The sequence below is a fragment of the Paenarthrobacter sp. AR 02 genome (assembly GCF_021538675.1).
Taxonomy (GTDB): domain Bacteria; phylum Actinomycetota; class Actinomycetes; order Actinomycetales; family Micrococcaceae; genus Arthrobacter.
Map to the genome: position 1 here is coordinate 227,819 of NZ_JAJUKH010000004.1, position 20,062 is coordinate 247,880.

Here is a 20,062-nt window from a genome sequence, read left to right on the forward strand (position 1 = left end):
TCGGTGTTTGTTTTTGGGGGAGCAACCAGTGGAAGACAGCGCGTCCCGCAAGGAGAACCGCGCCGAGCTGTTGAGGGCGTTCACGTTGCCGGCGGTGATTGGCCTGGCGGTACTCGGTATAGCCGGGGTTAACTTCGCCAACTCACTGTCCCAGCGGGAGGCAGCTGCAACGCCGTCGGCCGCGGCCTGCGAAGTCACTCCGCGAAGCGAACTGGCCCCGGCGAACGGGACGTTGTTTGGCGTCAATCTGGATTACCATTCCAAGTCCTTGGCGACATTCGCCAAAGACCTGGGCCACAAACCCGCCGTCAGTGTTTCGTTTACCGGCTTTCCGTTGACACCCAAGGATGAAGAAGACCTCCAGAAGGCCGTTGAGCAGATCCATGCAGATGGCCGCATGATGCTCCTGACACTTGAGCCTGCCCAGGGCTTGAACGCCGTCACCGATGACACAGCCACGGCCTTGGCCAAGGACTTGGCGCGGTTCAACAAGGAGGGCGTCCCGGTCATCGTCCGGTTCGCGCACGAGATGAACGGCTCCTGGTACGCGTGGTCGCAGCAGCCCCAAAAATACGTGGCCGCGTTTCAGACTCTGGCCAAGGCAGTACATAGGGACGCGCCCGGTTCAGCCATGATGTGGGCACCCAACTACGGCGGCGGTTACCCCTTCGCCGGTGGCCAGTTCGAGGCCAAGCCGGGGACCCCGGAATTCGCTGCCTTGGACACCAACGGCGACGGCGCACTGACAATGAACGATGACGCGTATTCGCCCTATTACCCGGGTGATGAGGCCGTGGACTGGGTGGGCATGTCGCTGTACCACTGGGGCAACAAATATCCGTGGGGTGAGAACGAACTCCCCGAGCCCAACAAATTCACGCAGCAGCTCACGGGAACCTATTCCGGCGCCAACGGTGACGACACGCTGCTGCCCGATTTCTACAACGTCTACGGCGTCCAGCACGGCAAGCCGGTAGCCATCCCTGAAACGGCGGCGCTCTTCGCTCCGTCGGCCGGAGGGGAACAGGAACTGGCCATCAAGGAGGCCTGGTGGAACCAGGTCTTCAGCCCTGCAACCCATCAGCAGTTCCCCTTGCTGAAGATGATCAACTGGTTCGAATGGGACAAGCAGGAAATCGAGGTCAAGGGCCGCGTTGACTGGACTGTTACCAACACGCCGGCCGTGCGGGAAGCCTTCACAGCTGCGTTGCCGGAATGGTTCCAGTACGGCCCGGACCAGCCCTGCCAGCCCACGGCAAGGACTGGTCCATGACAAAACGGAATGTGCTTATTGGGGGACGCTTCTTCTTTGGCCTTTTGACCTTGGTGGCTGTTGGTGCGCAGCTGACGGTTCATGTGGGCTTGGGGTACGACGTCTGGAATTTCTTCTCCTACTTCACCAACCTGTCCAACATCTTCGCAGCACTTGTGCTGCTGATCAGCGGTTACAGGGTCCTGGTCCGGAAGCGGCCCAGCGAGGCTGACGACGTCACGCGCGGCACGGCCACGATCGCCATGGCCGTGGTAGGCCTGGTGTTCGGTGCTCTTCTGGCCGGGGAGGATCTCGGTTCCCTGCTGCCCTGGGTTAATTTCGTGGTGCACTACCTGATGCCCGTGGTGATGGTGTTGGACTGGCTGTTCCAGCCGCCGAGGACCACCCTCCGGCCGAAGCACATCTGGTATTGGCTGCTGTACCCCAGTGGGTACCTGGCCTACAGCCTGATCCGGGGAGCTTTGGTCAATTGGTACCCGTACTGGTTCATTGATCCTGCCCGGGCCGGTGGTTGGGGTGGCGTCGTGATCTTCGGGCTGGCCATTTCCGTGGGTTTCCTCGTGGTGAGCCTGGCGATGATGTGGCTGGGCAACAAGATGAAGCGGCAAGTGGATTACTGAGTGGATGGGCCCGCGCGTAATTAACTACACCAACTTGTTATATCCGCCCACGTCAACGGGCTGCTTTCCCAAAGTGGGCCCCACCGCAGAGCCGGAAGTGGCCTCTTCCGCGGCTGCCCGAACATAACGAAATGACCCACTTTGGGGCTTGCTGGTGCGGTTAATGGTGCCCGGAAGCCCTATCATGGTGCTAGTCGTCAAAGGGGCATTTCTTCGCGTGTCCCCTGATGCCGGATTCAGCTTGTTTGTAAGCCGAGGCTTGCACCTTCGAAGGGAAACCCCATGGCCCGGAGCCCGGAAGAGTCGCTCAAGGCGACCCTGGCCAGAGTTGCACCCGGAACTCCGTTACGTGATGGCCTTGAGCGCATCCTTCGTGGACGTACCGGCGCCTTGATTGTGCTCGGATCGGACAGGACCATCGACTCCATCTGTTCCGGCGGATTCGATATCGGCATCGACTTCTCCCCCACACGTTTGCGCGAGCTCGCCAAGATGGACGGCGCCATCATCTGCGACAAGGATGCCAGCAACATCGTCCGGGCCGCCGTGCAGCTTGTTCCGGATTCCAGCATCGAAACCCAGGAATCCGGCACCAGGCATCGCACCGCCGAACGCGTGGCCATCCAAACCGGTGTCCCCGTCATTTCCGTCAGCCAGTCCATGCAGATCATCGCCCTGTACGTAAACGGATTGCGCCACGTGCTGGAAGGTTCCGAGAAGGTCCTGGCCCGCGCCAACCAGGCCCTGGCCACGCTGGAACGCTACAGCGCCAGGCTGGACCAGGTCACCAGCTCGCTTTCGGCCCTCGAAATCGAGGCCCTGGTGACCGTCAGGGACGTTGCCGTGACGCTTCAGCGGCAGGAAATGGTCCGCCGCATCTCCGAAGAAATCGCCCAGTACGTCCTGGAACTCGGCGAGGACGGCCGCTTGTTGTCCCTCCAGGTGGAGGAGCTCACGGTAGGCCGCGGCCCTGGCAGCGAAGTAATTATCCGCGACTACTCGGATCCTGACGCCACCCCGGAGCAGATCGAAGAAGCCGTCCAGGCCCTCCTCAACCTTGGGCCCACGGAGCTGATCGACCTCAGCCGCATCGCCCACATCATCGGTTTCGCCGGCGGAGTGGAGCAGTTGGATGCGGTGGTCCAGCCCCGCGGATACCGCCTGCTGTCCGGGCTCAAGTCCGTGCCCAAGGCTGTGGCCGACCGCCTGGTGGACTATTTCGGTGGCCTGCAGAACCTTATGGCTGCAACCATCGACGACCTGATGACTGTGGACGGCATCGGCGACCAGCGCGCCCGCACGGTCCGCGAGGGCTTGAGCCGCATGGCCGAAGCCAGCCTGCTGGACCGTTTCCTCTAAAGGCGACTGCCGCCGTCGGGCGTTGCCTGGCGTGGAACCGCCTAGTTCAGCTGGAAAGTGGCCTTGGGGCTCGACTTGTTTCCGAGCCTCGCCTCGAAGGTGTAGTAAGCGCCACCGGCACCGGGTTTGGCGTTGATCGCCGCGCAGCCTTCCAGCGTCCGGTTGCGCTGCCACGGGAAGTTGGCGATTTCACTCTTGCCGGGCTGGATGGTCTTGATGAGGTCCACGCCGCCTGTCTGGCAGTCCTTGGAGGAGAAGATGCGGTCCGCTCCGCTCATCACCAGGTACTCCATCTGCGACGTTCCGACGTTGACCTCGCACGGAGCGGCGCCGCCGTTGGTGATGGTCATGGTCAGGAGCGGCATTTCCTCGGCACCATAGGCAGGTTTATCGGTTTTCGCGGCCACGGTCATGAGGTTGAAGTCGCACACGGGCGTAGCGGATGCCGAGGGCGACGGCGTTCCCGACGGCACTGTCCCCTGCGTCGGCGCCTGCGTGGCGTCAGGCGAAACGACGGCTTGCGGTTCGGACTTTCCGGAAAGGGATCCGGTGATCGCAACAATGCCGGCCACCAGCAGCACGATCACCAGGAGCAGGGCGCCAAAAACAACCTGCCGACGACGGCGGTAAACGGCAGGGCTCGGCCGGCGACGGTTTGCGGAGGTACTTTGTGGTGACGAACCGCGGGCAGCACCTTTCGCCGGCGCTGATGAGCGCGCGGAGGACTGCTGCTTACCCTTGGTGGACATGGTTCTAGGCTAGGCTCGCAGCGGCCACGGTTCCTAACCTCCACGCCGCTGGCGCCCAATCCGAGGCTGTGTGACGTCGGCCATGCGACTGCGCCGGGGTCGCCCCGGGCCGGAATCCACTAGAGTTGTGGGCAGTATGACACTTCCCGACACCCTCCAGCTGGCCTCGCTCCACAACGCCCTGGCCCAGTGGTTCGAGGACACCGCCAGGGACCTCCCGTGGCGCGAACCCGACTGCAGCGCGTGGGGAATCCTGGTCAGCGAAGTCATGCTCCAACAGACCCCCGTGGTCCGCGTCCTTCCGGTGTGGTTCGACTGGATGGAACGCTGGCCCACACCGGCCCACCTCGCCAACGAGCCGTCCGGAGAAGCCGTGCGCCATTGGGGCCGCCTCGGTTATCCGCGCCGTGCATTGCGGCTGCACGCGGCCGCCGTCGCCATCCGGGATCAGCACAGCGGTTCGGTGCCCGACAACTACGACGAGCTCCTGGGGCTTCCCGGCGTCGGCAGTTACACAGCCGCCGCCGTCGCAGCCTTTGCCTTTGGCCGCCGAGAGACCGTGGTGGATACCAACATCCGCCGCGTCCACGCACGGCTCTTTGCCGGGAGCGCCCTTCCGGCACCAACGCTGACCGCCGCGGAGATGCGCCTGGCCGAGTCGCTGCTCCCCCTCGATCCGGAACTGTCCGTGCGCTGGAACGCTTCGGTCATGGAGCTCGGCGCCATGGTCTGCACAGCCCGCAGCCCCAAGTGCGCCGACTGTCCCGTCCGCGCAAGCTGCGCGTGGCTCGCCGCCGGTGAGCCGCCGCCGTCGTACACGCCCAAGGGCCAATCCTGGCACGGCACCGACCGTCAGGTCCGCGGAGCCGTGATGGCGGTGCTCCGTGAAGCTGCCACACCTGTCCCGCGGGAGATGTTCGAACAGGCGCCCGCCGACCTCGGCTTCGCGCCCTCCGGCGTCGGCATTCCACTCGCGGCGTTGCACCGCCTCAACTCGGCACCCGAACAGTTGGAACGCGCCTTGGACGGCTTGCTGACCGATGGTCTCGCGGAGATGCACGACGGCGGTTTGCGGCTACCGGCGTAGGGCATCGGGTCCTACCCTGAAGCATGGGCAGAATTGGGTTGGCCTTGACGCTTGCGTGTACTGCGGGATTGCTGGCCGCGTGTTATCCGGAGCCTGTGGCGTGCCCGGCCATTGCGCGGGCAACCGGGGTGTCCCTGACCGTGGCCGCATCCTATGCAGGCGACGTCGGTTCTCTTCGGCTGAAGGCCTGCCAGGACGGTAGCTGCACGGAGAAGGATCTGGTTCTGCAGCCGGGCTCAGCTGCCGTCGACCAGGGCTGCTCGCCGGAGGGTGTCTGCTCAGCGACGTCCTCCCCTGACGGGACCCTGCAGGGCTTCATGGAGTTGCCGGCGTTATCCGAAGCGCCCCTGAAGGCGACGGTGAGCGGCACATCGATTTCCGGTGCCGCCTTGCCAGTGCGTACCCTGACATTCACTCCCAGGGGCGACTACCCGTTCGGCGAACAGTGCGGGCGGGTTATTTCGGCGGCGGTGGTCCTTGATGCGGCGGGATTGCGGCAGGGGTAGCAGTATCGAACGGCACCGTTCCTCTAGCGATTTGATTTAGCCAGCGGTATTCCCGTGTCATTCCGCCCGAGTCGCCGCCGGGCCTGCCCCTGCCGGCACCTGCGTCACAGTGTCCTTCGCGGCCCACCGGAAGGATGCCGGGTACCGCACACCTCCAGCCGGGGAGGGAGTGGTGTCCTACAGGGTCTTCCTCGACGCAGCGCATAAGCCGGTCCCGAAGCCTGCGGAGGTTGCCGCGGAGGGCTGCCGACCCTTATCCCCGGTCAATTTCGCATCGTGAAAACTTGATTCCGATATTAAACACAGAGCGTCTCTGGAATTAGCAATCCGGAAACAAGGCACTCATAGCGTCTTGTGTGATCCCGGCCGTGACCCTGCACGGCCCCATGCACAGATAGGCGCACTCCTTGAAGATCCATGCACCTGAAACAGCCTCAACTCCAGCTGCGAAGAAGCCCTTATACAAATCCTTGTTCTTCCAAATCCTGATGGCGGTGGTAGCGGGAATCGTCATCGGGTACCTGTGGCCCAACATCGGGTCCGCGCTTCGCCCGCTGGGCGATGGCTTCATCCAACTCATCAAGATGATCATCGCGCCGCTGATTTTCCTGGTCATCGTCACTGGGATCTCAGCCGTGGGAGACGTAAGAGCCGTCGGTCGGGTGGGCGTGAAGGCCCTGGTCTACTTCACCGCCGCTACACTCTTCGCGCTTGCTTTTGGGCTGGTAGTGGCCAACGTCGTGCAGCCGGGCGCCGGCCTGAACATTGACCCCGCGTCCTTGTCCGAGGATGCCGTGAACGCCAAAACCACCACGGCCCCACCCAAGGATGCCGGACAGTTCCTGCTGGGCATCATCCCCACAAGCGTGGTGGGGGCATTTGCCTCAAACTCACTCTTGCAGGTGCTGTGCTTCGCCGTCTTCTTTGGAGCAGCAATCGTGGTGGTGGGGCGGGAGAAATGCAAGCCGGTCATTGACATCATGGAAACCACGTTGGAAATCTTCTTCAGGATCATGGCCTGGGTCATGCGGGTGGCTCCAGTGGGTGCGTTTGGCGCCATGGCCTTCATCATCGGCCAATACGGGCTCAGCTCCCTGAGCACCTACGCCCTTCTGGTGGCAGCATGCTACGGCTCTGCCCTGATCTTCATCGGCTTGTTGTTTGTGGTGGCCTGGGCCTACCCTCGTGTTCCCCTGTGGCAGTTCATCAAATACTCGCGCGAAGAGTTCATGCTGGCGTTGGGCACGGCGTCCACCGAATCCGTCCTCCCTCGCATCATGACCAAGCTGACCAACGCCGGCTGCTCCCGGGCAACCACGGGACTGGTGGTTCCCACCGGATACTCTTTCAACCTCGACGGCGCGGCACTCTACCTGTCGATCTCCCTCCTATTCCTCGCACAGGCCTTCGGGCACAACCTGGATCTGGGTCAGCAACTGGCCGCACTGGGCATTCTCATGCTGACCTCCAAGGGCATGGCCGGAGTCCCGGGATCAGCCTTCCTGGCCCTCTCGGCCACCGCTGGAGCCCTGGGAATCTTCCCGGTTGCAGGCGTGGCACTCCTGCTGGGGGCCGACCGGCTCATGGACTCCATGCGGGTTGTGGTCAACCTGCTTGGCAACTGCGTCGCCACTTTTGTGGTCTCCAAATGGGAGGGGCAATTCGATCGCGAGGCAATGCTGGCAGCTTTCCGCGGGGAGACCACGACCCCAGAGGAAGGGGACACAGTCACCGAACCGACTGTGCCAACGCTCAGCAGTCCGCAGCCCCGGCTGACCGCCGGTACGAACTCGGCGTGAAGCCCAGGAACTTCCGGAAGTCGTTGGTCAGGTGCGCATGGTCCGCATAGCCAAGTTCGACGGCGATCACCGCAAGGTCCGCTGATGGATCGGACCGGGTGCGCTCGGCCGCGTCCTGTAGCCTTCGGCGACGGATAAGGGCGGAGGGACTCAACCCGATGTATTTTTTCGCGATCCGTTGCAACGTTCGCGGGGACACCGCAAGGAGGGATGCCGCATCTTCGATCCTGACAACCTCAGGGTCGGTCGCAATGAGGTCCATCATCCGGTTCGCGAGCAGCGCCTCTTCGGACAACGTCACATCCAGGGAAACCAGCCACGCACCAAAGGCTTCCACTGCCCGCCCGCGGCGGGTGCCGCCGTCGTGCGTTTCCATGGCCGCTGAAACGGCGGTGTGGAGGTCATGCAGGTCCAGCGCGAGACCTGTGTCGCGGAGGGTCTCCGGAGCATCGCTGAACAGCGGAACTGCGGCCGGTCGGAGCAGGGCTCCCACCGCCCATCCCTTGCCGCTCAGGTCACGGTAAGCGGCGCGGGTGGTGGGGCCGGAGAATTCGACCCCACCACCTTGGACCACAAGGTTGGAGGCAGGGTAGGCGATCAGGTGTTGCCGGGACGATCGGCCAGGTTCGATGTCCCACTCAGGGATCCAGAACCACTGGACAAGGTGCGCCACCGACTCCGGTGCAGGAAGGCGGTGGAAGGTGGGCAGCCGGGCGGGATAGAGGATGCCTTTGAACGAATCCGTCATTGGAGCCTTCCCGGAACCCAACCCCTCGCGAACCCGTCGCGAATCTCCAAGCGCTGGCCCCTACCAGGCACGTAGCGTCATATCCATGACAGATACTACAAGCACAGAAGCCGCCACCGCCGCGAACGGCGAGCACACCACGCACGGCGTCCCGAAAGGGTTGACCAGCCTCACGCCGTTCCTTGCGGTGTCCAACGCCAAGGAAGCGATCGCGTTCTACCGGGACGTGTTCGGCACCAGGGTAGTGGGCGAAACCGAGATGGGCGGGGTGGTGGTCCACGCGGAACTCGACTTCGGGAACGGCCACCTGCAACTCGGCGAGCCCAACCCCGAATACCACTTGGTCCCGTCGCCCGAGGGCGAGGACGACTGCTATTCCTTGGGCCTCTACTGCTCCGATGCAGACGCTCTGGTCCGCAAAGCGGAACAAGCCGGCGCCACCATCAGGGAGCCGTTGAGCACCTTCGTTTCCGGTGACCGCTATGCCAGCATCCGGGATCCGTTCGGGGTCCGGTGGTCCATCATGACCCGCGTCGAGGACCTCTCAGAGGAGGAAAGCAACCGACGCGTCGAAGAGTGGGCGGCGCAGCACGGCTAGGCCCCAAACAGAGAAGGCCTAGCTGAGGCAGAGGCAGAAGGGATGGCCGGCAGGATCAAGGAACACCCTGAACGTCTCGCCTGGCTGGTGGTCGGCCTTGCTGGCGCCGATGGCAAGGACTTCTTCTTCAGCCTTGTCCAGGTTGTCCACCACGACGTCAAAGTGCATCTGCTGCGGGATTGTCTGGCCCGGCCAGACGGGCGCCTGGTACACATCAACCTGCTGGAAGGAGATGCAGTTGCTGCCGTCCTCCGGGCGCACGTCGTACCAGTCGCCGTTCTCGTTGGAAACGTGCCATCCGAGCAATTCGGCGTAGAAAGCTGCGAGCGCTGCCGCGTCGGGGCAGTCGATGACAACGCTGGGGTGCTTGGCAATAGCCATGTTCTAGATCTCGTCTGCTGTTTTCTTCATGCGGGCCAGGGCGCTCTTGGTGCCCCGTTGGGTAAGTACGTGAACAACTGCGCCAACACCGGCGGAGACCACGGCGAAAACCAGGACGCCCGGCAGGGAGTCGTTCAGGTCCGTTCCGTCCTTCGGAGCGGGCTTGCCGGTCTTCTTCTCCCAGAGGCCTTCCAAAGTCTTGTTCGCGATGGCACCTGCGCCGAGGCTAACAGCAATGCCGAACAGTTTTACCAGTATGTTCACGAAGATCCTCCATCAAATAGTGCCTCGAAGCGAGGCCTCCCACAGCAAGACAGGGCCGCTGCAACCGCAGCGGCCCTGTCCACATTCCTAGTCCTTCTTGAAGGCGTCCTTCAGCTTCTCGCCTGCGCCCTTGAGGTCGGCTTTGACCTGGTCGCCCTTGCCCTCAGCCTCGAGGCCTTTGTCGTCCGTCAGCTTGCCGGCAGCTTCCTTGGCCTTGCCGCCCAGCTTCTCGCCGGTGTTCTCGATCTTGTCGTCAGCACCCATGTCGCACCTCTTTCTTCGTAGGAACCTTGTACCTCTACAACATCACTAATCAGCATACTTAGCAATATCTTGGTCGAAAAACCGTTTAGTTAGAGCTCGCCAAACCCCTCTTCAACCAGCTTCCGCACGTAGTCCACAGCCCTCTCGGCATCCTTCCCACGGGCTTCCACATGCAGCTCGGATCCCTGCCCCGCTGCGAGCGCCATCAACGCCATGATGGACATGCCATCCACTCCGTTGACGGTCACGTCCACGTCCATTCCGGACAGGCCGCCGGCGATCTTCGCCGCCGGACGCGCATGCATTCCCAGGGGGTTGATCAGGGTAAAAGTCCCGCTCGCGTCAGGTTCAGCAGTGCCTGCATCGGCAGCCTGGGGTGCAGCCACTGAACTTCCACTGAAAGTTACGGCTTCAGCCGCTTTGAGCACATCCTCGACGCCGGCCCCTCCCTGGGCGGCGACGGCGGCAGCAACCAGTCCCTCGACCAAGGGCCCGTCGGCCAGCCGCACAGCGTCGGGAGCGCTGGCGAATTCCACCGCAGACTCAGCCGTCATCACGGCCGAGCCCAGGTCCGTGAGCACCACAACCCCGTCACCACCGGAATCAACCAGCGACTGCTCGACGGCGGCCAGCACCTTCTCCAGGCTGGTACCGATCCGGTCGTCGTCGGTTCCCCCGGCGGCGACGAGTTCGACGTCGGGCGCCATCTGGGCGGCGAGTTCCACTGCACCTTCAGCGATTTTGCTGCTGTGCGAAACCACCACGATTCCCACCGTCATGCGTCCCCGGTTCCTGTGCCGTTGCCGGCAGCTGTTGCGGCTGCCCGCAGGAGCAGCGCTGTTGATGCGGCACCGGGGTCGCGGTGACCGACGCTGCGTTCCCCCAGGTAACTGGCCCGACCCTTCCTGGCCACCAGTTCGTCCGTGGATTCGGCTCCGGCTTGGGCGGCTTCAGCGGCGGCGTCCAGGACCTCCCTTGGGTCTTTGCCTGCGGCCGCTGCCTTTTGTGCGGCTTCGACAGCTGGAGTCCAGGCGTCGATCATGGTTTTGTCGCCGGGTTCCGCCTTGCCGCGGGCCACTACGCCGTCCCGTGCTGCGGCGAGCGCCGCGGCCAGGGCTTCGGCGTCCACGTCCGCCAGATCGCCCAGCGAGGTGGCCGCGCGCAGGTACGCCGTTCCATAGAGCGGTCCGGCCGCACCACCCACCTTTGACATGAGGCTCATCGCCGCCACCTTGAGTGCCGCACCCGGCGTCTCCGGTGGGGCTTCCTCCAGTTTGGCAACAACCGCCTGGAAACCCCGGTCCATGTTTTCGCCGTGATCAGAGTCGCCGATTGCGCGATCCAGTTCGATCAGTTCCGCGCGGTGCCGGGCCATGGAGTCGGCGGAGAGTTTCAGCCATTCCACGGCCCAGTCGACGCCCAATCCCATGCTCAGGCACCCCACCGCAGGGCTGCAGTGTGGACGGGCGCGTCCCAGAGCCTGGTCATCTCGTCGTCCAGGCGAAGCACGGATACCGAACACCCCTGCATCTCAAGGGAAGTCACGTAGTTTCCCACCAGCGAGCGCTCCACAGTGGCGCCGCGTTCGGCGAGGACCTGCGCAGCCCGGCGGTACACGATATACAACTCACTTTGCGGGGTTCCGCCCATGCCGTTGACGAACAGCAGGACCTGGTCACCTGAAGCGATCCCCAAATCCTCCAGGACGGGCTCCAGCAGCCGGTCCGTAATGGCGTCGGCGCTTTCCATGGGGATCCTGTGCCTGCCCGGTTCGCCGTGGATGCCGATTCCGATTTCAATTTCGTCATCGGCCAACTCAAAGCTCGGTGTACCCGCGTGCGGCACAGTGCAGCCGGACAGAGCAACGCCCATGGTCCGCACGTTGGCCACAACACGTTCGGCAATCGCTGTGACAGCGTCAAGGTCATCCCCACGCTGGGCGGACGCTCCGGCAATCTTTTCCACCAGGACGGTTCCACCCACTCCGCGGCGTCCTGCCGTGTACAGCGAGTCTTCCACGGCGACGTCGTCGTTCACCAGCACCGAGCGGACGCGAACGCCTTCAGCCTGGGCCATTTCCGCGGCGGTTTCGAAGTTCAGCACGTCACCGGTGTAGTTCTTCACGATATGGACGACGCCGGCACCTGAGTCCACGGCGACAGTCGCTGGAATGATCTGGTCGGGTGTGGGAGAGGTGAAGACCGCGCCGGGCACAGCGGCGTCGAGCATTCCGAGTCCGACGAAGCCTGCGTGAAGGGGTTCGTGCCCGCTGCCTCCGCCGGAAACCAGGGCAACTTTGCCCGCTACCGGCGCTGCCTTCCGGACAACGAATTTGGGGTCGGGATGGACGTCCACGATGTCGGCATGGGCCATGCCAAAACCTTCGACGGACTCGTCCACCACGGCGCGTGGATCATTGATGAGCTTTTTCATTGGATGCTCCTGGGCGTGCTGTGGCTGGTGCTCTGACCCTACTACCGGCGGGCGGGCCCACGGTAGGTCCCAAAGCGAAGGGATGACAGTTAAATGATGGAAGGGGCAGCCCTTCGACCGCCCCTCCACCTGCGCTTCTGTTCACGGGTCAGTCTTCGGCACCCGGCGCCGGAGTCAACGCGGACTCGTCCCGGGGACGTACTTCCGGCCAGAAGGCCGAGTAGAGGTCCGGATCCGGATACCGCTCCCCCGCCCACGACTCCCCGTTTGGCAACGATCCATACGGAATGTCGATCTGGAAAGCAGAGAAATCAGGAAAAATCACCCGATGGTCCATTGCCGTCAGCTGCCTAGCTGTTCAGCACGGCGTCGCCACCGGCGGTCACAACGTCTTCGAGAAGCACCGTCTGGTCGATGACCGGAAGACCCACGACGTGCCCGAAGCTGAACATGTTCTTCGGGTCAAGCTCGGCTTTCGCCTTCCGGAGCCGTTCGCGGACAGTGGGACCCCAGGGCCGCTCCCTGTCCTCGGCGTCGACGAAGTGGCCGTGGAGGTTAACAAAAGTCCCGCCGCTGGAGGCATCGCGCAGGTCGTCGCGAACGGCGTCGAACACTACGGGAAGCAGCTCCACCAGAGGAGGGACAGCCATGCCCGCCATGAAGAAGCTGAACGCGGCGTCGCGCGCCCCAACCGTGTCCTCGCCGTCGGCGCTCTTGGCCAAGGCGCCGCCGAGCAGCCGCACCTCCGCCATCAGCACCGGGCTCTCCACGCCTGGTCCGAAGTGGCGCAGGATCGCGCTCTTTGCTCCGCTGTCCAAACGGTCCAGCAGGAAGCCACGCTCGCGCACGGGCACGGGTTGGTCCGGATCCTGGTGGATACTGTCCAGCTGGGTGGAGTCCAGGGGGCCGGTCCCATCCATCATGAAAGGCGCACTCCGTCGCATGGGCTCAAGCAATTGCGTTGCCACGGCCGCGTCGCCCTGGTACGCGTAACGCAGATGCACGACGAACTTGCCCCGCAAAGGTTCGGGAATCATCTCCATGTCCGGGAGGCGCAGGAAAGCCAACGACGCCGACGCCTCCTGGGGCAGCGACGGAACCCATTCACTGAACTGCTGGAGGACCGCCGGGGCATGCTCACCGTCGAAGTACAGCCCACCGGCGAAGAGGTCAGTGCCCGGGAACAAGTGGAATTCCATGGCCGTGACAATGCCAAGGTTTCCCTTGCCTCCGCGCAGGAGATGGAAAAGCTCCGAATTCTCGTCCTTGGTTACCCGTCGGTGCGTGCCGTCAGCAGTGACGATCTCGAAGGCGATCACATGGTCCGATGCGAACCCGTACTTTCGACCCATGATCGGCAAGCCACCGCCCAACGTGTAACCCACCACTCCGACGTCGGTGGTGGAACCGCAGAGCCCCATGAGCCCGAATGTGGATGCCAGTTCCACGACGGCCTTCCAGCGGACGCCGGCGCCAACGCGGGCCGTCCGTTCGACGGGATCGATACTGAGCTCCAGCATTCGACGGGTGCTGATGAGCAGGCCGCCCTCAATGGCGTTGGTGGCTCCGTGGCCGGTGGATTGGACGGAGACGGGCATTCCGCGTTCTCCGGCCCAGCGGATCGCTGCCGAAACGTCCTCTGCGTCGAGGGCGCCGAAGGCAACATCCGGCTGGTGCTGAGTGGACAAATTGAAGGCCGCTACTTCGGCGGCGAAGCCTGGATCGGCTGGCGTGAACACGGGACCGCGCACGCTGAGTTGGAGTTGTGAAACATCTGGAGTGGAGGCGTGGGACTGCATGATCTTCTCTCAAATTGACCGATGTGGCGGAAGCTTCCCCAGCAAGCCGTTATCAGTTTATCCATCAACTTTAGATAAGAGAAGAGGTTTAAATCACCCATAATCGGGCAGGGCCCAGCCACGCGTCGGAGCTGGGTTTTAAGAGCGGGTCTGGGCGCAGGCTAAAGCTGCTTAATCATGCGCGTATTGCCCAGGGTGTTGGGCTTTACGCGGGCAAGGTCCAGGAACTCGGCCACGCCTTCGTCATGCGAGCGCAGAAGTTCCGAATACACCTGCGGATCAACGGCCGACTGGTCCGCCATGACTTCAAAGCCGTGGCGCTTGAAGAAGTCCACCTCGAACGTCAGGCAGAACACCCGGCTCACGCCCAGCGCCTTTGCCTCTTCCAGCAGGTTCTCCACCAGGACATGGCCCACGCCGCGGCCCCGCCAGGAGTCCGCCGCGGCCAGCGTGCGGATCTCGGCCAGGTCCTCCCACATCACGTGCAAGGCGCCGCAGCCAATGACCTCGCCGGTACTGGATTCGGCAATCCGGAATTCCTGCAGGCTCTCGTAGTACGCCACGGTCTCCTTGGCCATGAGGATCCGTTCCTCAGCCAAAGGAGCCACCAGCCTCTTGATCGCCGCCACGTCACTGGTGCGGGCAGGGCGAAGGCTGAAGGTCGAATCCACTCCCCCATACTAGCGAGGCCGCAACCTTAACTGAGCCTCCGCACTTGCCAGTTAGTGCTGTTCCCATAACACGTTCGTTCCGGTGGTCACTGTGCTGTGGGTGGATAAACCTGCCGAAGCGTTAGAACTTTTTCCAAGCCGAAGGAATCTATACCTTCGGCATGAAAAAATATGTCGTGCGGTCCTGAATCAATCCCTCCTTGAAGGTAAAGAAATCTGCAAACGAGACCCGCAAGTCCTCACCGGAATGCCCCTTGCCTTCAAAATCACCGCGCGCAGCTGCTGACTGATCGGCAATCAGGACCTCTTTGAGCCGGTGGTTTCCGGAAGCTATTACCCGCTCTTGGCCATAAAACTGGCGCAGGCGCTCACGTCCGACAAGCGCCCCGTAACCAGGCCGGTGATAGGCGGCGTCCTGACAAAATAGTTCGTGCACAGTGGCGGGATCCTCATCCACGCGCAGATAATAATTGCGAACCAATTCATCGATACTTGCCACCGCCGCCCCTTTCATATCGTTTGGTTCAGGGACCCGTGCAGCGACAAGGCCATGCCTTGTGAGTACTGGATGCCCGCCTCTGAGAGTTGCCTTCTCAATCGCGGCGACGGAGGGGCGCCTTCCTCCCGCGCTTGTTCGGGAACAAGCAAACGCTTGAGTAGGGGCGCCGGGCTTTTGCTGTTCCTTGCGGCCTGTCCGATTCGAGCTTGGACCTCTGGCCAGTAGGACTCCATCTTCTTGCCGCCAAGTACTTCCGCGGAGGGCAGAGCCGCCAAGACCGCCAGGTTTATCGCGTTGCTGTAGACGAATGGTGTCTCACCACTCGTAGCCGCCCGAAGTCGCCCCCCGGCCCCTATCACCCGTGCCCCGTCGGCCAATTCGAGAAGGGCGCGCATCCACACACCCGTGCTGGTCAAGTCGCCGGCGACTTCCAAAGCGGCCTCAACCAACCACTCCAACCGGACATAGATTGTCCTCGAGGTAGCTGAGAACCCGCAGGACCGTTCGATGCTGGCCATGAGGTTGATGTAACACCAAGCTCGATCAGTGGCGAGGGCCGCCATTCGCGCCGCCCTGCGGTCATGACCAGTTAGCATGTCAGGAAATGTCGAGTAACCATTCTGGCTCGCTATGGTGGCATGACTCTGTTTCTTGTTCCTCGTAAACATACTCACGCGGCGCAAATTGGCCTCTTGATCCAGGATCCACCACGCGTAGGGTCGCCATCCGAGATCAGAAAAGTTTGTGTGCGTGAGCACCACGCGAAGGTGAATGGCGTCGGATTCTGTACCTTGCAGTTCGGCCGCATGCCAACCGACTCTTGCCCTGGGAAAGAAGACATTTGGGCTGGCATGAGGCAGTGTAAGCAATATCCGCCCACCATTGCCCAGCCTCTCCAAGGCAGCCTGGCTGTGTCCCAGAATGTCCGCGAGCTCATGGCCGACTGGCGAGTCAGGAAGCTCGCTGCGATGCGCGGATATGCGCTTCACCAGAGCTTCCAGGAAATTCGCTCTTCCATCGTCAGCGTCCAATCTCACCAAAGACCCCCTCCCTCCGCGACGATTCCTGCCGCCACCAAATCAACCAGAAGACGGCGCAGACCCCAGCCAGCGCCCATACCGCCGCCTCCAAACCGGCGAAAGACGAAATGGCCCCCGCAGCAAGCGCAAAGAGCGCCTTGGACAACGAGGCAACCACATTTCGCGTCATCGCGAATGAACCTACCTCCTCGGCAGGGGGAGTTTGGTTTGTAAGGACCTGCATCACGATTACGTGCAGAGTGAGCACGAGGGTCAGGACCCCGGCCAGGAAGGCGACCGCGAATTCCGCCCCGAGCAAGTTGAGGCATACCAACAAAATTGCGCTGGCAGGCATCGCCCACCGGAGGACCATCAATGGAGTGGAAAGTCTTGACGAAAGGATCAACCCAGCTACGAATCCTCCGGCCATGCTCGTTACGTTCATCACGGCGTAGAAGGCGGGCGCTGACGGAGCCGTCGCCTCGCTCAATGAAGGCAGAAGCGTTGTCAACGCCTGCAGCGATCCACTGCTTGGAACAGAAAAGAGGAGCACGGAGACCAACGCAGGACTAAGACGGGATCGGACCTTGGGCGATCGGCGCGTCCCTGGCGTTTCCTCATCCTCTGCATTTTTCCGGCGTGCCCGCGCAGAGTCGTTCCGCACTGCAAGACGCAATACGAATGCACTCGCGGCATAAAACGCCCCACATATCAAGAGCCCTGCGGGTCCCAAGCCAGTGCTCAGCAAAAGACCAGCACCCCCGGCGCCCACGACCTGTCCTGCCAGGCTGGCGGATGAAGAAAGTTGCAACGTCTTCTTGGCGGCCTCAGGCTGTAAGCAGGTTCTAAGAAGCCTGCCCACAACAGCTTTGTTCACGAGCTTGACAAGCGACAGCAGGGCCTGGCTGGCCAGGATCATGATCACGGAAATAAGCGGATCTCCAGCCAACAATTGCTGAACGCCCACAACAAGGGAACCAAGCGCCAAAAACCAATTGCTCCATCCGGCAAGCGATCGGGCATCTCCCTTATCTGCATGCTTTCTCACGGCCAGGCCTACTGCAGCCGCGGGCGCATAGCCGGCGAAGACTGCCCACCCGACCAGAAGGCCACTACCGCCGATCTGAAAGGCAGTCCAGAGGATAATCACTTGCTGAGCGCCTTCAGCCAGTGCTGACAGTAACGAAAAAGCAAGGAATCCTCGGGAGGAACCTGCCGCACTCTCCGAGTTCGCCAGTGCCTCGGGCGACACCACATTTTTGTTCATATGGCCTTCGAGATCCTTTCTGTGAGGGAGTACGCCTGCGACTCGGTGGAGGTCTGGAAAAATGCATGCCAGGAGAATGAACACGACTCTTTAGGCCGAGACTCTCCTGAATCCAGTTCTTCCAGGGACACAACCTCTGGTTGTCGCAACAGGAACGCCCGCTGCTCAGCTCTGGATAGGTTTGCCGACGGAACAACGCCGAGCACTCCGGCCCAAGGAGTGGCAGGGCTTACCCGCGATAGCGATGGCGTCGGAAGCGGCATGCCAAGTTGAGCTCTGATGAAGGCATCCCAAAGATCCAACCCCTTATGGCGACGCAGCGCTTCTGCAACACCCCCGCCTGCTGGCCGCATGGCGATTTCGCCGAGGAACATAGCCCCGTCAACTACCAGCAACTCGATATGAAATACGCCATCGAGGTTTGGGGCCGCCGTGAGGATATCCGCAACAAGCAGACGAGCCCGCCGGCTCATTTCGTGCTCCTCGGGGAGATGGATGCTGGCCCGGGTGTTACCTCTCGCTTCCAAAACCGGCCGGTCATACTTGGACACTGCCGCGGCAGCCAACTCCCCGCCAATCAAGACACCATCGCAATGAAGCTCTGTTTCAACATCCAAAGCCGCCTCTACTACCTGGTCATCAGAAGCACCGCTTATTACTTCAAGCAGCCGCTCCATGGAGTGCCGCTCCACACCCCTGCTTGACGAACCCAATGCGGGTTTGACTATAAATTCAGAAAAGCCAGAAAATGCGGTGCCGCCTTCCAGCTCCATGTCTGATGTCCAACGCGGAGCCATGGGCACAACTGGGGAAAAGACGTGATGCATCTCCCGCTTGTCCGTTACTGCCAAGCTCTGCCCAAGCTTGAGGCCGGGAAGGGAATAGTGCTCCCTGAGCCGCCCGGCCAAGAGCATGTTACTTTCCGACGTTGCAATAACATGCGAGCAGCCATGCCGCTCGAAAGCATCTGCAGCCGACTCAAAACTCCGCAGCTCTGCGGGACTCGTGACATCTTGAAATACGAGGTCGAGGCCCGGAACATCCTTACATACCCTCAAGACCGACGGCTTTGCAGGGCTGAGCACCAAGGCACGGCGAGTCTCAGCCACGATCGGCCCCGTTTACCTCAACCAACTCAAGCATCGCAGCCTGCAGATGCGATTCCGATGCGGCCTGAACGATTGCGAAGCCATCACGGTTGTAAGCTCCTCCCCCAGTCGGAGAATCCGCCAGCTCGATTTGGCAAATATTCTGGAAATTTTGACGATAGAAATCAATACTCAGCTGCGACCCAGGAAAGCGACGCAGATAAACAAACCCAAATACCGGACTTGGATCAACGACGCGCGCATTTATGGATGGCCTTTGTTCCAGCGCAGCCTGGACATGGGCCTCAAAAAGATCAACCCCATAAGTCAAGTTGATAATCTCCGGCACATGGCCGCCCGGTGGACGGATTGCGATTTCACCTAGAACTAAACCGCACTCGGATATGAAGGCTTCAAGATGAAAAACACCGTTTGGTGCTTGAAGAGCGCTGAGTGCATTGCCGACGAGCTCCTCCGCATGAGTAAAGAGCGCACTATTCATCACTTCTGTAACTATATGATCAGCCATGATGCCGTCGTCATTGCATTTGTATGGCGAGTCAAGATATCGGGCCAAACTCAACCACAGGACTGAATCATCCCACCACACACCATCAACGTGGAACTCAGGACCAACTACACGACTCTCAGCCAGATATTGAAAACTTGAGGCAATTCCCGGCAAGGCAGCCTCAAAATCACTGGCAGATTCGACCAGTTTTACACCGTCGGAACCAAAGCCCGAACTGGGCTTTACGAAAAATCGCTGCCCTAGCTGCCGAGAAAGACAATGGTAGGTGTCCGTCAGCTCAATCGGCACACTTTCAGCGTGCGCGACGCTGTCCCCAAGATGCATTTTTTGGAGGTGCTTGTCCCGGAAGACCAAGGACCGGCCAAGATCCTTGTCGCCCGGAAGATTCAGAGCCAACCTTGCCACCAGGGTGGTGAAGACCCCCTGCTCATGACCTGTTACTGCCGCTGCAAAATCCCCAACCGGGTGCCGCCGAAGGACTGCGCCCAGAACTTCCTCCGGGGATTCTATGCTTCGAACCAAAATTATATCCAGCCCTTCGAGCCCGGGCTTCATTTTTTGAAGGACTATAACCGGATCATAACCTAACCGTCGTATAGCCCTCTCCAGACCTGGACGATATCCAATCAAAAGCACCTTATTCATGCGGCTGAACCAATTTCATTTCCGTAGATATCGTGCCCTCCACTCGAACCAAAAGGTCCAATGAAGTGGAAGCCGAGACTTTCAACAAATTTCACGTTCGACTCAATAGCGCGTCGAACCGCCACTAAGATGATCTGTCTGCCTTTGGAACGCGAACAATCCTCGACATATCGGTATAACTGCGTCCCATAGCCCAGGCGTCTCATATCTGACCTCACAGCCAAATAGCTGAAAGTGTAGATATCCTGTTCAACCTCGTGTTGCACAGCAGCTACGATTTCGCCGCCTACGAGTCCGATCGACCATAAGTTGCACCGAGCTACTAGGTCTCCCTTCCCTTTGCTAAGAACGGACGGCACAAATTGGTCCTCATAGACCGAAAATGTAGATACAATCAACTTCCACAGCTGTTCTGCATCGCGTTGCTTCGCAGAGCGGATTTCCAACCCGGCTGTGATCAC

23 protein-coding genes are annotated in these 20,062 nt (G+C 61.4%); 7 read left to right on the forward strand and 16 right to left on the reverse strand.

The window, feature by feature from the left end; all coding sequences use genetic code 11:
* Positions 1–28 precede the first annotated feature (28 nt).
* The 3 genes from LRQ04_RS11750 (at position 29) to disA (ending at position 3,252) form a co-directional block, all read left to right on the forward strand.
* Positions 29–1,273: a glycosyl hydrolase gene (locus tag LRQ04_RS11750; RefSeq protein ID WP_235520339.1), complete on the forward strand. Its 1,245-nt coding sequence runs from the start codon at positions 29–31 to the stop codon at positions 1,271–1,273.
* On the forward strand, positions 1,270–1,893 hold the full coding sequence (locus LRQ04_RS11755) for a Pr6Pr family membrane protein (protein WP_235520340.1): 624 nt from the start codon (positions 1,270–1,272) through the stop codon (positions 1,891–1,893). Before LRQ04_RS11750 ends, LRQ04_RS11755 begins: the two co-directional genes overlap by 4 nt.
* 282 nt (positions 1,894–2,175) lie before the next feature.
* Entirely contained in the window at positions 2,176–3,252 is a 1,077-nt protein-coding gene (gene disA / locus LRQ04_RS11760) for a DNA integrity scanning diadenylate cyclase DisA (protein ID WP_235520341.1), read from the forward strand.
* A gap of 41 nt (positions 3,253–3,293) precedes the next feature.
* Here the strand turns inward: disA and LRQ04_RS11765 are convergent, their stop codons facing one another.
* Positions 3,294–4,001: a hypothetical protein gene (locus LRQ04_RS11765; RefSeq protein WP_235520342.1), complete on the reverse strand. Its 708-nt coding sequence runs from the start codon at positions 3,999–4,001 to the stop codon at positions 3,294–3,296.
* 136 nt (positions 4,002–4,137) lie between these two features.
* Between LRQ04_RS11765 and LRQ04_RS11770 the strand changes: the two genes are divergently transcribed.
* The 3 genes from LRQ04_RS11770 to LRQ04_RS11780 all read left to right on the forward strand — a co-directional run bounded on the left by LRQ04_RS11770 (position 4,138) and on the right by LRQ04_RS11780 (position 7,393).
* Complete coding sequence (locus LRQ04_RS11770; RefSeq protein ID WP_235520343.1) at positions 4,138–5,088, forward strand: A/G-specific adenine glycosylase; 951 nt, start codon at positions 4,138–4,140, stop codon at positions 5,086–5,088.
* Positions 5,089–5,111: 23 nt separating this feature from the next.
* Entirely contained in the window at positions 5,112–5,594 is a 483-nt protein-coding gene (locus LRQ04_RS11775; protein ID WP_235520344.1) for a hypothetical protein, read from the forward strand.
* A 407-nt stretch (positions 5,595–6,001) separates the two neighbouring features.
* Entirely contained in the window at positions 6,002–7,393 is a 1,392-nt protein-coding gene (locus tag LRQ04_RS11780; protein ID WP_235520345.1) for a cation:dicarboxylate symporter family transporter, read from the forward strand.
* Here the strand turns inward: LRQ04_RS11780 and LRQ04_RS11785 are convergent.
* On the reverse strand, positions 7,347–8,141 hold the full coding sequence (locus LRQ04_RS11785; RefSeq protein ID WP_235520346.1) for a helix-turn-helix domain-containing protein: 795 nt from the start codon (positions 8,139–8,141) through the stop codon (positions 7,347–7,349). The genes LRQ04_RS11780 and LRQ04_RS11785 overlap by 47 nt on opposite strands.
* 85 nt (positions 8,142–8,226) lie before the next feature.
* Here LRQ04_RS11785 and LRQ04_RS11790 point away from each other — a divergent pair, with 85 nt between their 5' ends.
* Positions 8,227–8,739 (forward strand): glyoxalase/bleomycin resistance/extradiol dioxygenase family protein, encoded by a 513-nt coding sequence (locus LRQ04_RS11790; protein ID WP_235520347.1) that lies wholly within the window; start codon positions 8,227–8,229, stop codon positions 8,737–8,739.
* Positions 8,740–8,757: 18 nt separating this feature from the next.
* Here the strand turns inward: LRQ04_RS11790 and LRQ04_RS11795 are convergent, their stop codons facing one another.
* The 14 genes from LRQ04_RS11795 to LRQ04_RS20755 all read right to left on the reverse strand — a co-directional run bounded on the left by LRQ04_RS11795 (position 8,758) and on the right by LRQ04_RS20755 (position 20,062).
* Positions 8,758–9,120 (reverse strand): VOC family protein, encoded by a 363-nt coding sequence (locus LRQ04_RS11795; protein WP_235520348.1) that lies wholly within the window; start codon positions 9,118–9,120, stop codon positions 8,758–8,760.
* A 3-nt stretch (positions 9,121–9,123) separates the two neighbouring features.
* Positions 9,124–9,384 (reverse strand): DUF4235 domain-containing protein, encoded by a 261-nt coding sequence (locus tag LRQ04_RS11800; RefSeq protein WP_235520349.1) that lies wholly within the window; start codon positions 9,382–9,384, stop codon positions 9,124–9,126.
* An 87-nt stretch (positions 9,385–9,471) separates the two neighbouring features.
* Entirely contained in the window at positions 9,472–9,648 is a 177-nt protein-coding gene (locus LRQ04_RS11805; protein ID WP_235520350.1) for a CsbD family protein, read from the reverse strand.
* Positions 9,649–9,737: 89 nt separating this feature from the next.
* Positions 9,738–10,427 carry a dihydroxyacetone kinase phosphoryl donor subunit DhaM gene (dhaM, locus tag LRQ04_RS11810; protein ID WP_235520351.1) on the reverse strand — a complete coding sequence of 230 codons (690 nt, stop codon included), beginning with the start codon at positions 10,425–10,427 and terminating at the stop codon, positions 9,738–9,740.
* Positions 10,424–11,077 carry a dihydroxyacetone kinase subunit DhaL gene (gene dhaL / locus LRQ04_RS11815; protein ID WP_235520352.1) on the reverse strand — a complete coding sequence of 218 codons (654 nt, stop codon included), beginning with the start codon at positions 11,075–11,077 and terminating at the stop codon, positions 10,424–10,426. Before dhaL ends, dhaM begins: the two co-directional genes overlap by 4 nt.
* 2 nt (positions 11,078–11,079) lie before the next feature.
* The gene (gene dhaK, locus LRQ04_RS11820; RefSeq protein WP_235520353.1) at positions 11,080–12,081 is read right to left on the reverse strand and encodes a dihydroxyacetone kinase subunit DhaK; all 1,002 of its coding nucleotides are present in this window, start codon (positions 12,079–12,081) and stop codon (positions 11,080–11,082) included.
* Between the two features lie 148 nt (positions 12,082–12,229).
* A complete protein-coding gene (locus tag LRQ04_RS11825) occupies positions 12,230–12,406 on the reverse strand; it encodes a hypothetical protein (RefSeq protein WP_235520354.1) in 177 nt (58 codons plus the stop codon).
* 25 nt (positions 12,407–12,431) lie between these two features.
* The gene (locus tag LRQ04_RS11830; protein ID WP_235520355.1) at positions 12,432–13,880 is read right to left on the reverse strand and encodes an FAD-binding oxidoreductase; all 1,449 of its coding nucleotides are present in this window, start codon (positions 13,878–13,880) and stop codon (positions 12,432–12,434) included.
* A gap of 161 nt (positions 13,881–14,041) precedes the next feature.
* Positions 14,042–14,551, reverse strand: coding sequence for an amino-acid N-acetyltransferase (locus tag LRQ04_RS11835; RefSeq protein WP_235520356.1), 510 nt, complete (start codon positions 14,549–14,551; stop codon positions 14,042–14,044).
* 148 nt (positions 14,552–14,699) lie between these two features.
* Positions 14,700–15,050 (reverse strand): nuclear transport factor 2 family protein, encoded by a 351-nt coding sequence (locus tag LRQ04_RS11840; RefSeq protein WP_235520357.1) that lies wholly within the window; start codon positions 15,048–15,050, stop codon positions 14,700–14,702.
* A gap of 1,020 nt (positions 15,051–16,070) precedes the next feature.
* Positions 16,071–17,336 (reverse strand): MFS transporter, encoded by a 1,266-nt coding sequence (locus LRQ04_RS11845; RefSeq protein ID WP_235520358.1) that lies wholly within the window; start codon positions 17,334–17,336, stop codon positions 16,071–16,073.
* Positions 17,333–18,424 (reverse strand): acetyl-CoA carboxylase biotin carboxylase subunit family protein, encoded by a 1,092-nt coding sequence (locus LRQ04_RS11850; protein WP_235520359.1) that lies wholly within the window; start codon positions 18,422–18,424, stop codon positions 17,333–17,335. The genes LRQ04_RS11845 and LRQ04_RS11850 overlap by 4 nt, the downstream gene beginning before the upstream one ends.
* Before the next feature lie 13 nt (positions 18,425–18,437).
* Positions 18,438–19,601, reverse strand: coding sequence for an acetyl-CoA carboxylase biotin carboxylase subunit family protein (locus LRQ04_RS11855; RefSeq protein ID WP_235520360.1), 1,164 nt, complete (start codon positions 19,599–19,601; stop codon positions 18,438–18,440).
* A complete protein-coding gene (locus LRQ04_RS20755) occupies positions 19,598–20,062 on the reverse strand; it encodes a GNAT family N-acetyltransferase (RefSeq protein ID WP_374198933.1) in 465 nt (154 codons plus the stop codon). Before LRQ04_RS20755 ends, LRQ04_RS11855 begins: the two co-directional genes overlap by 4 nt.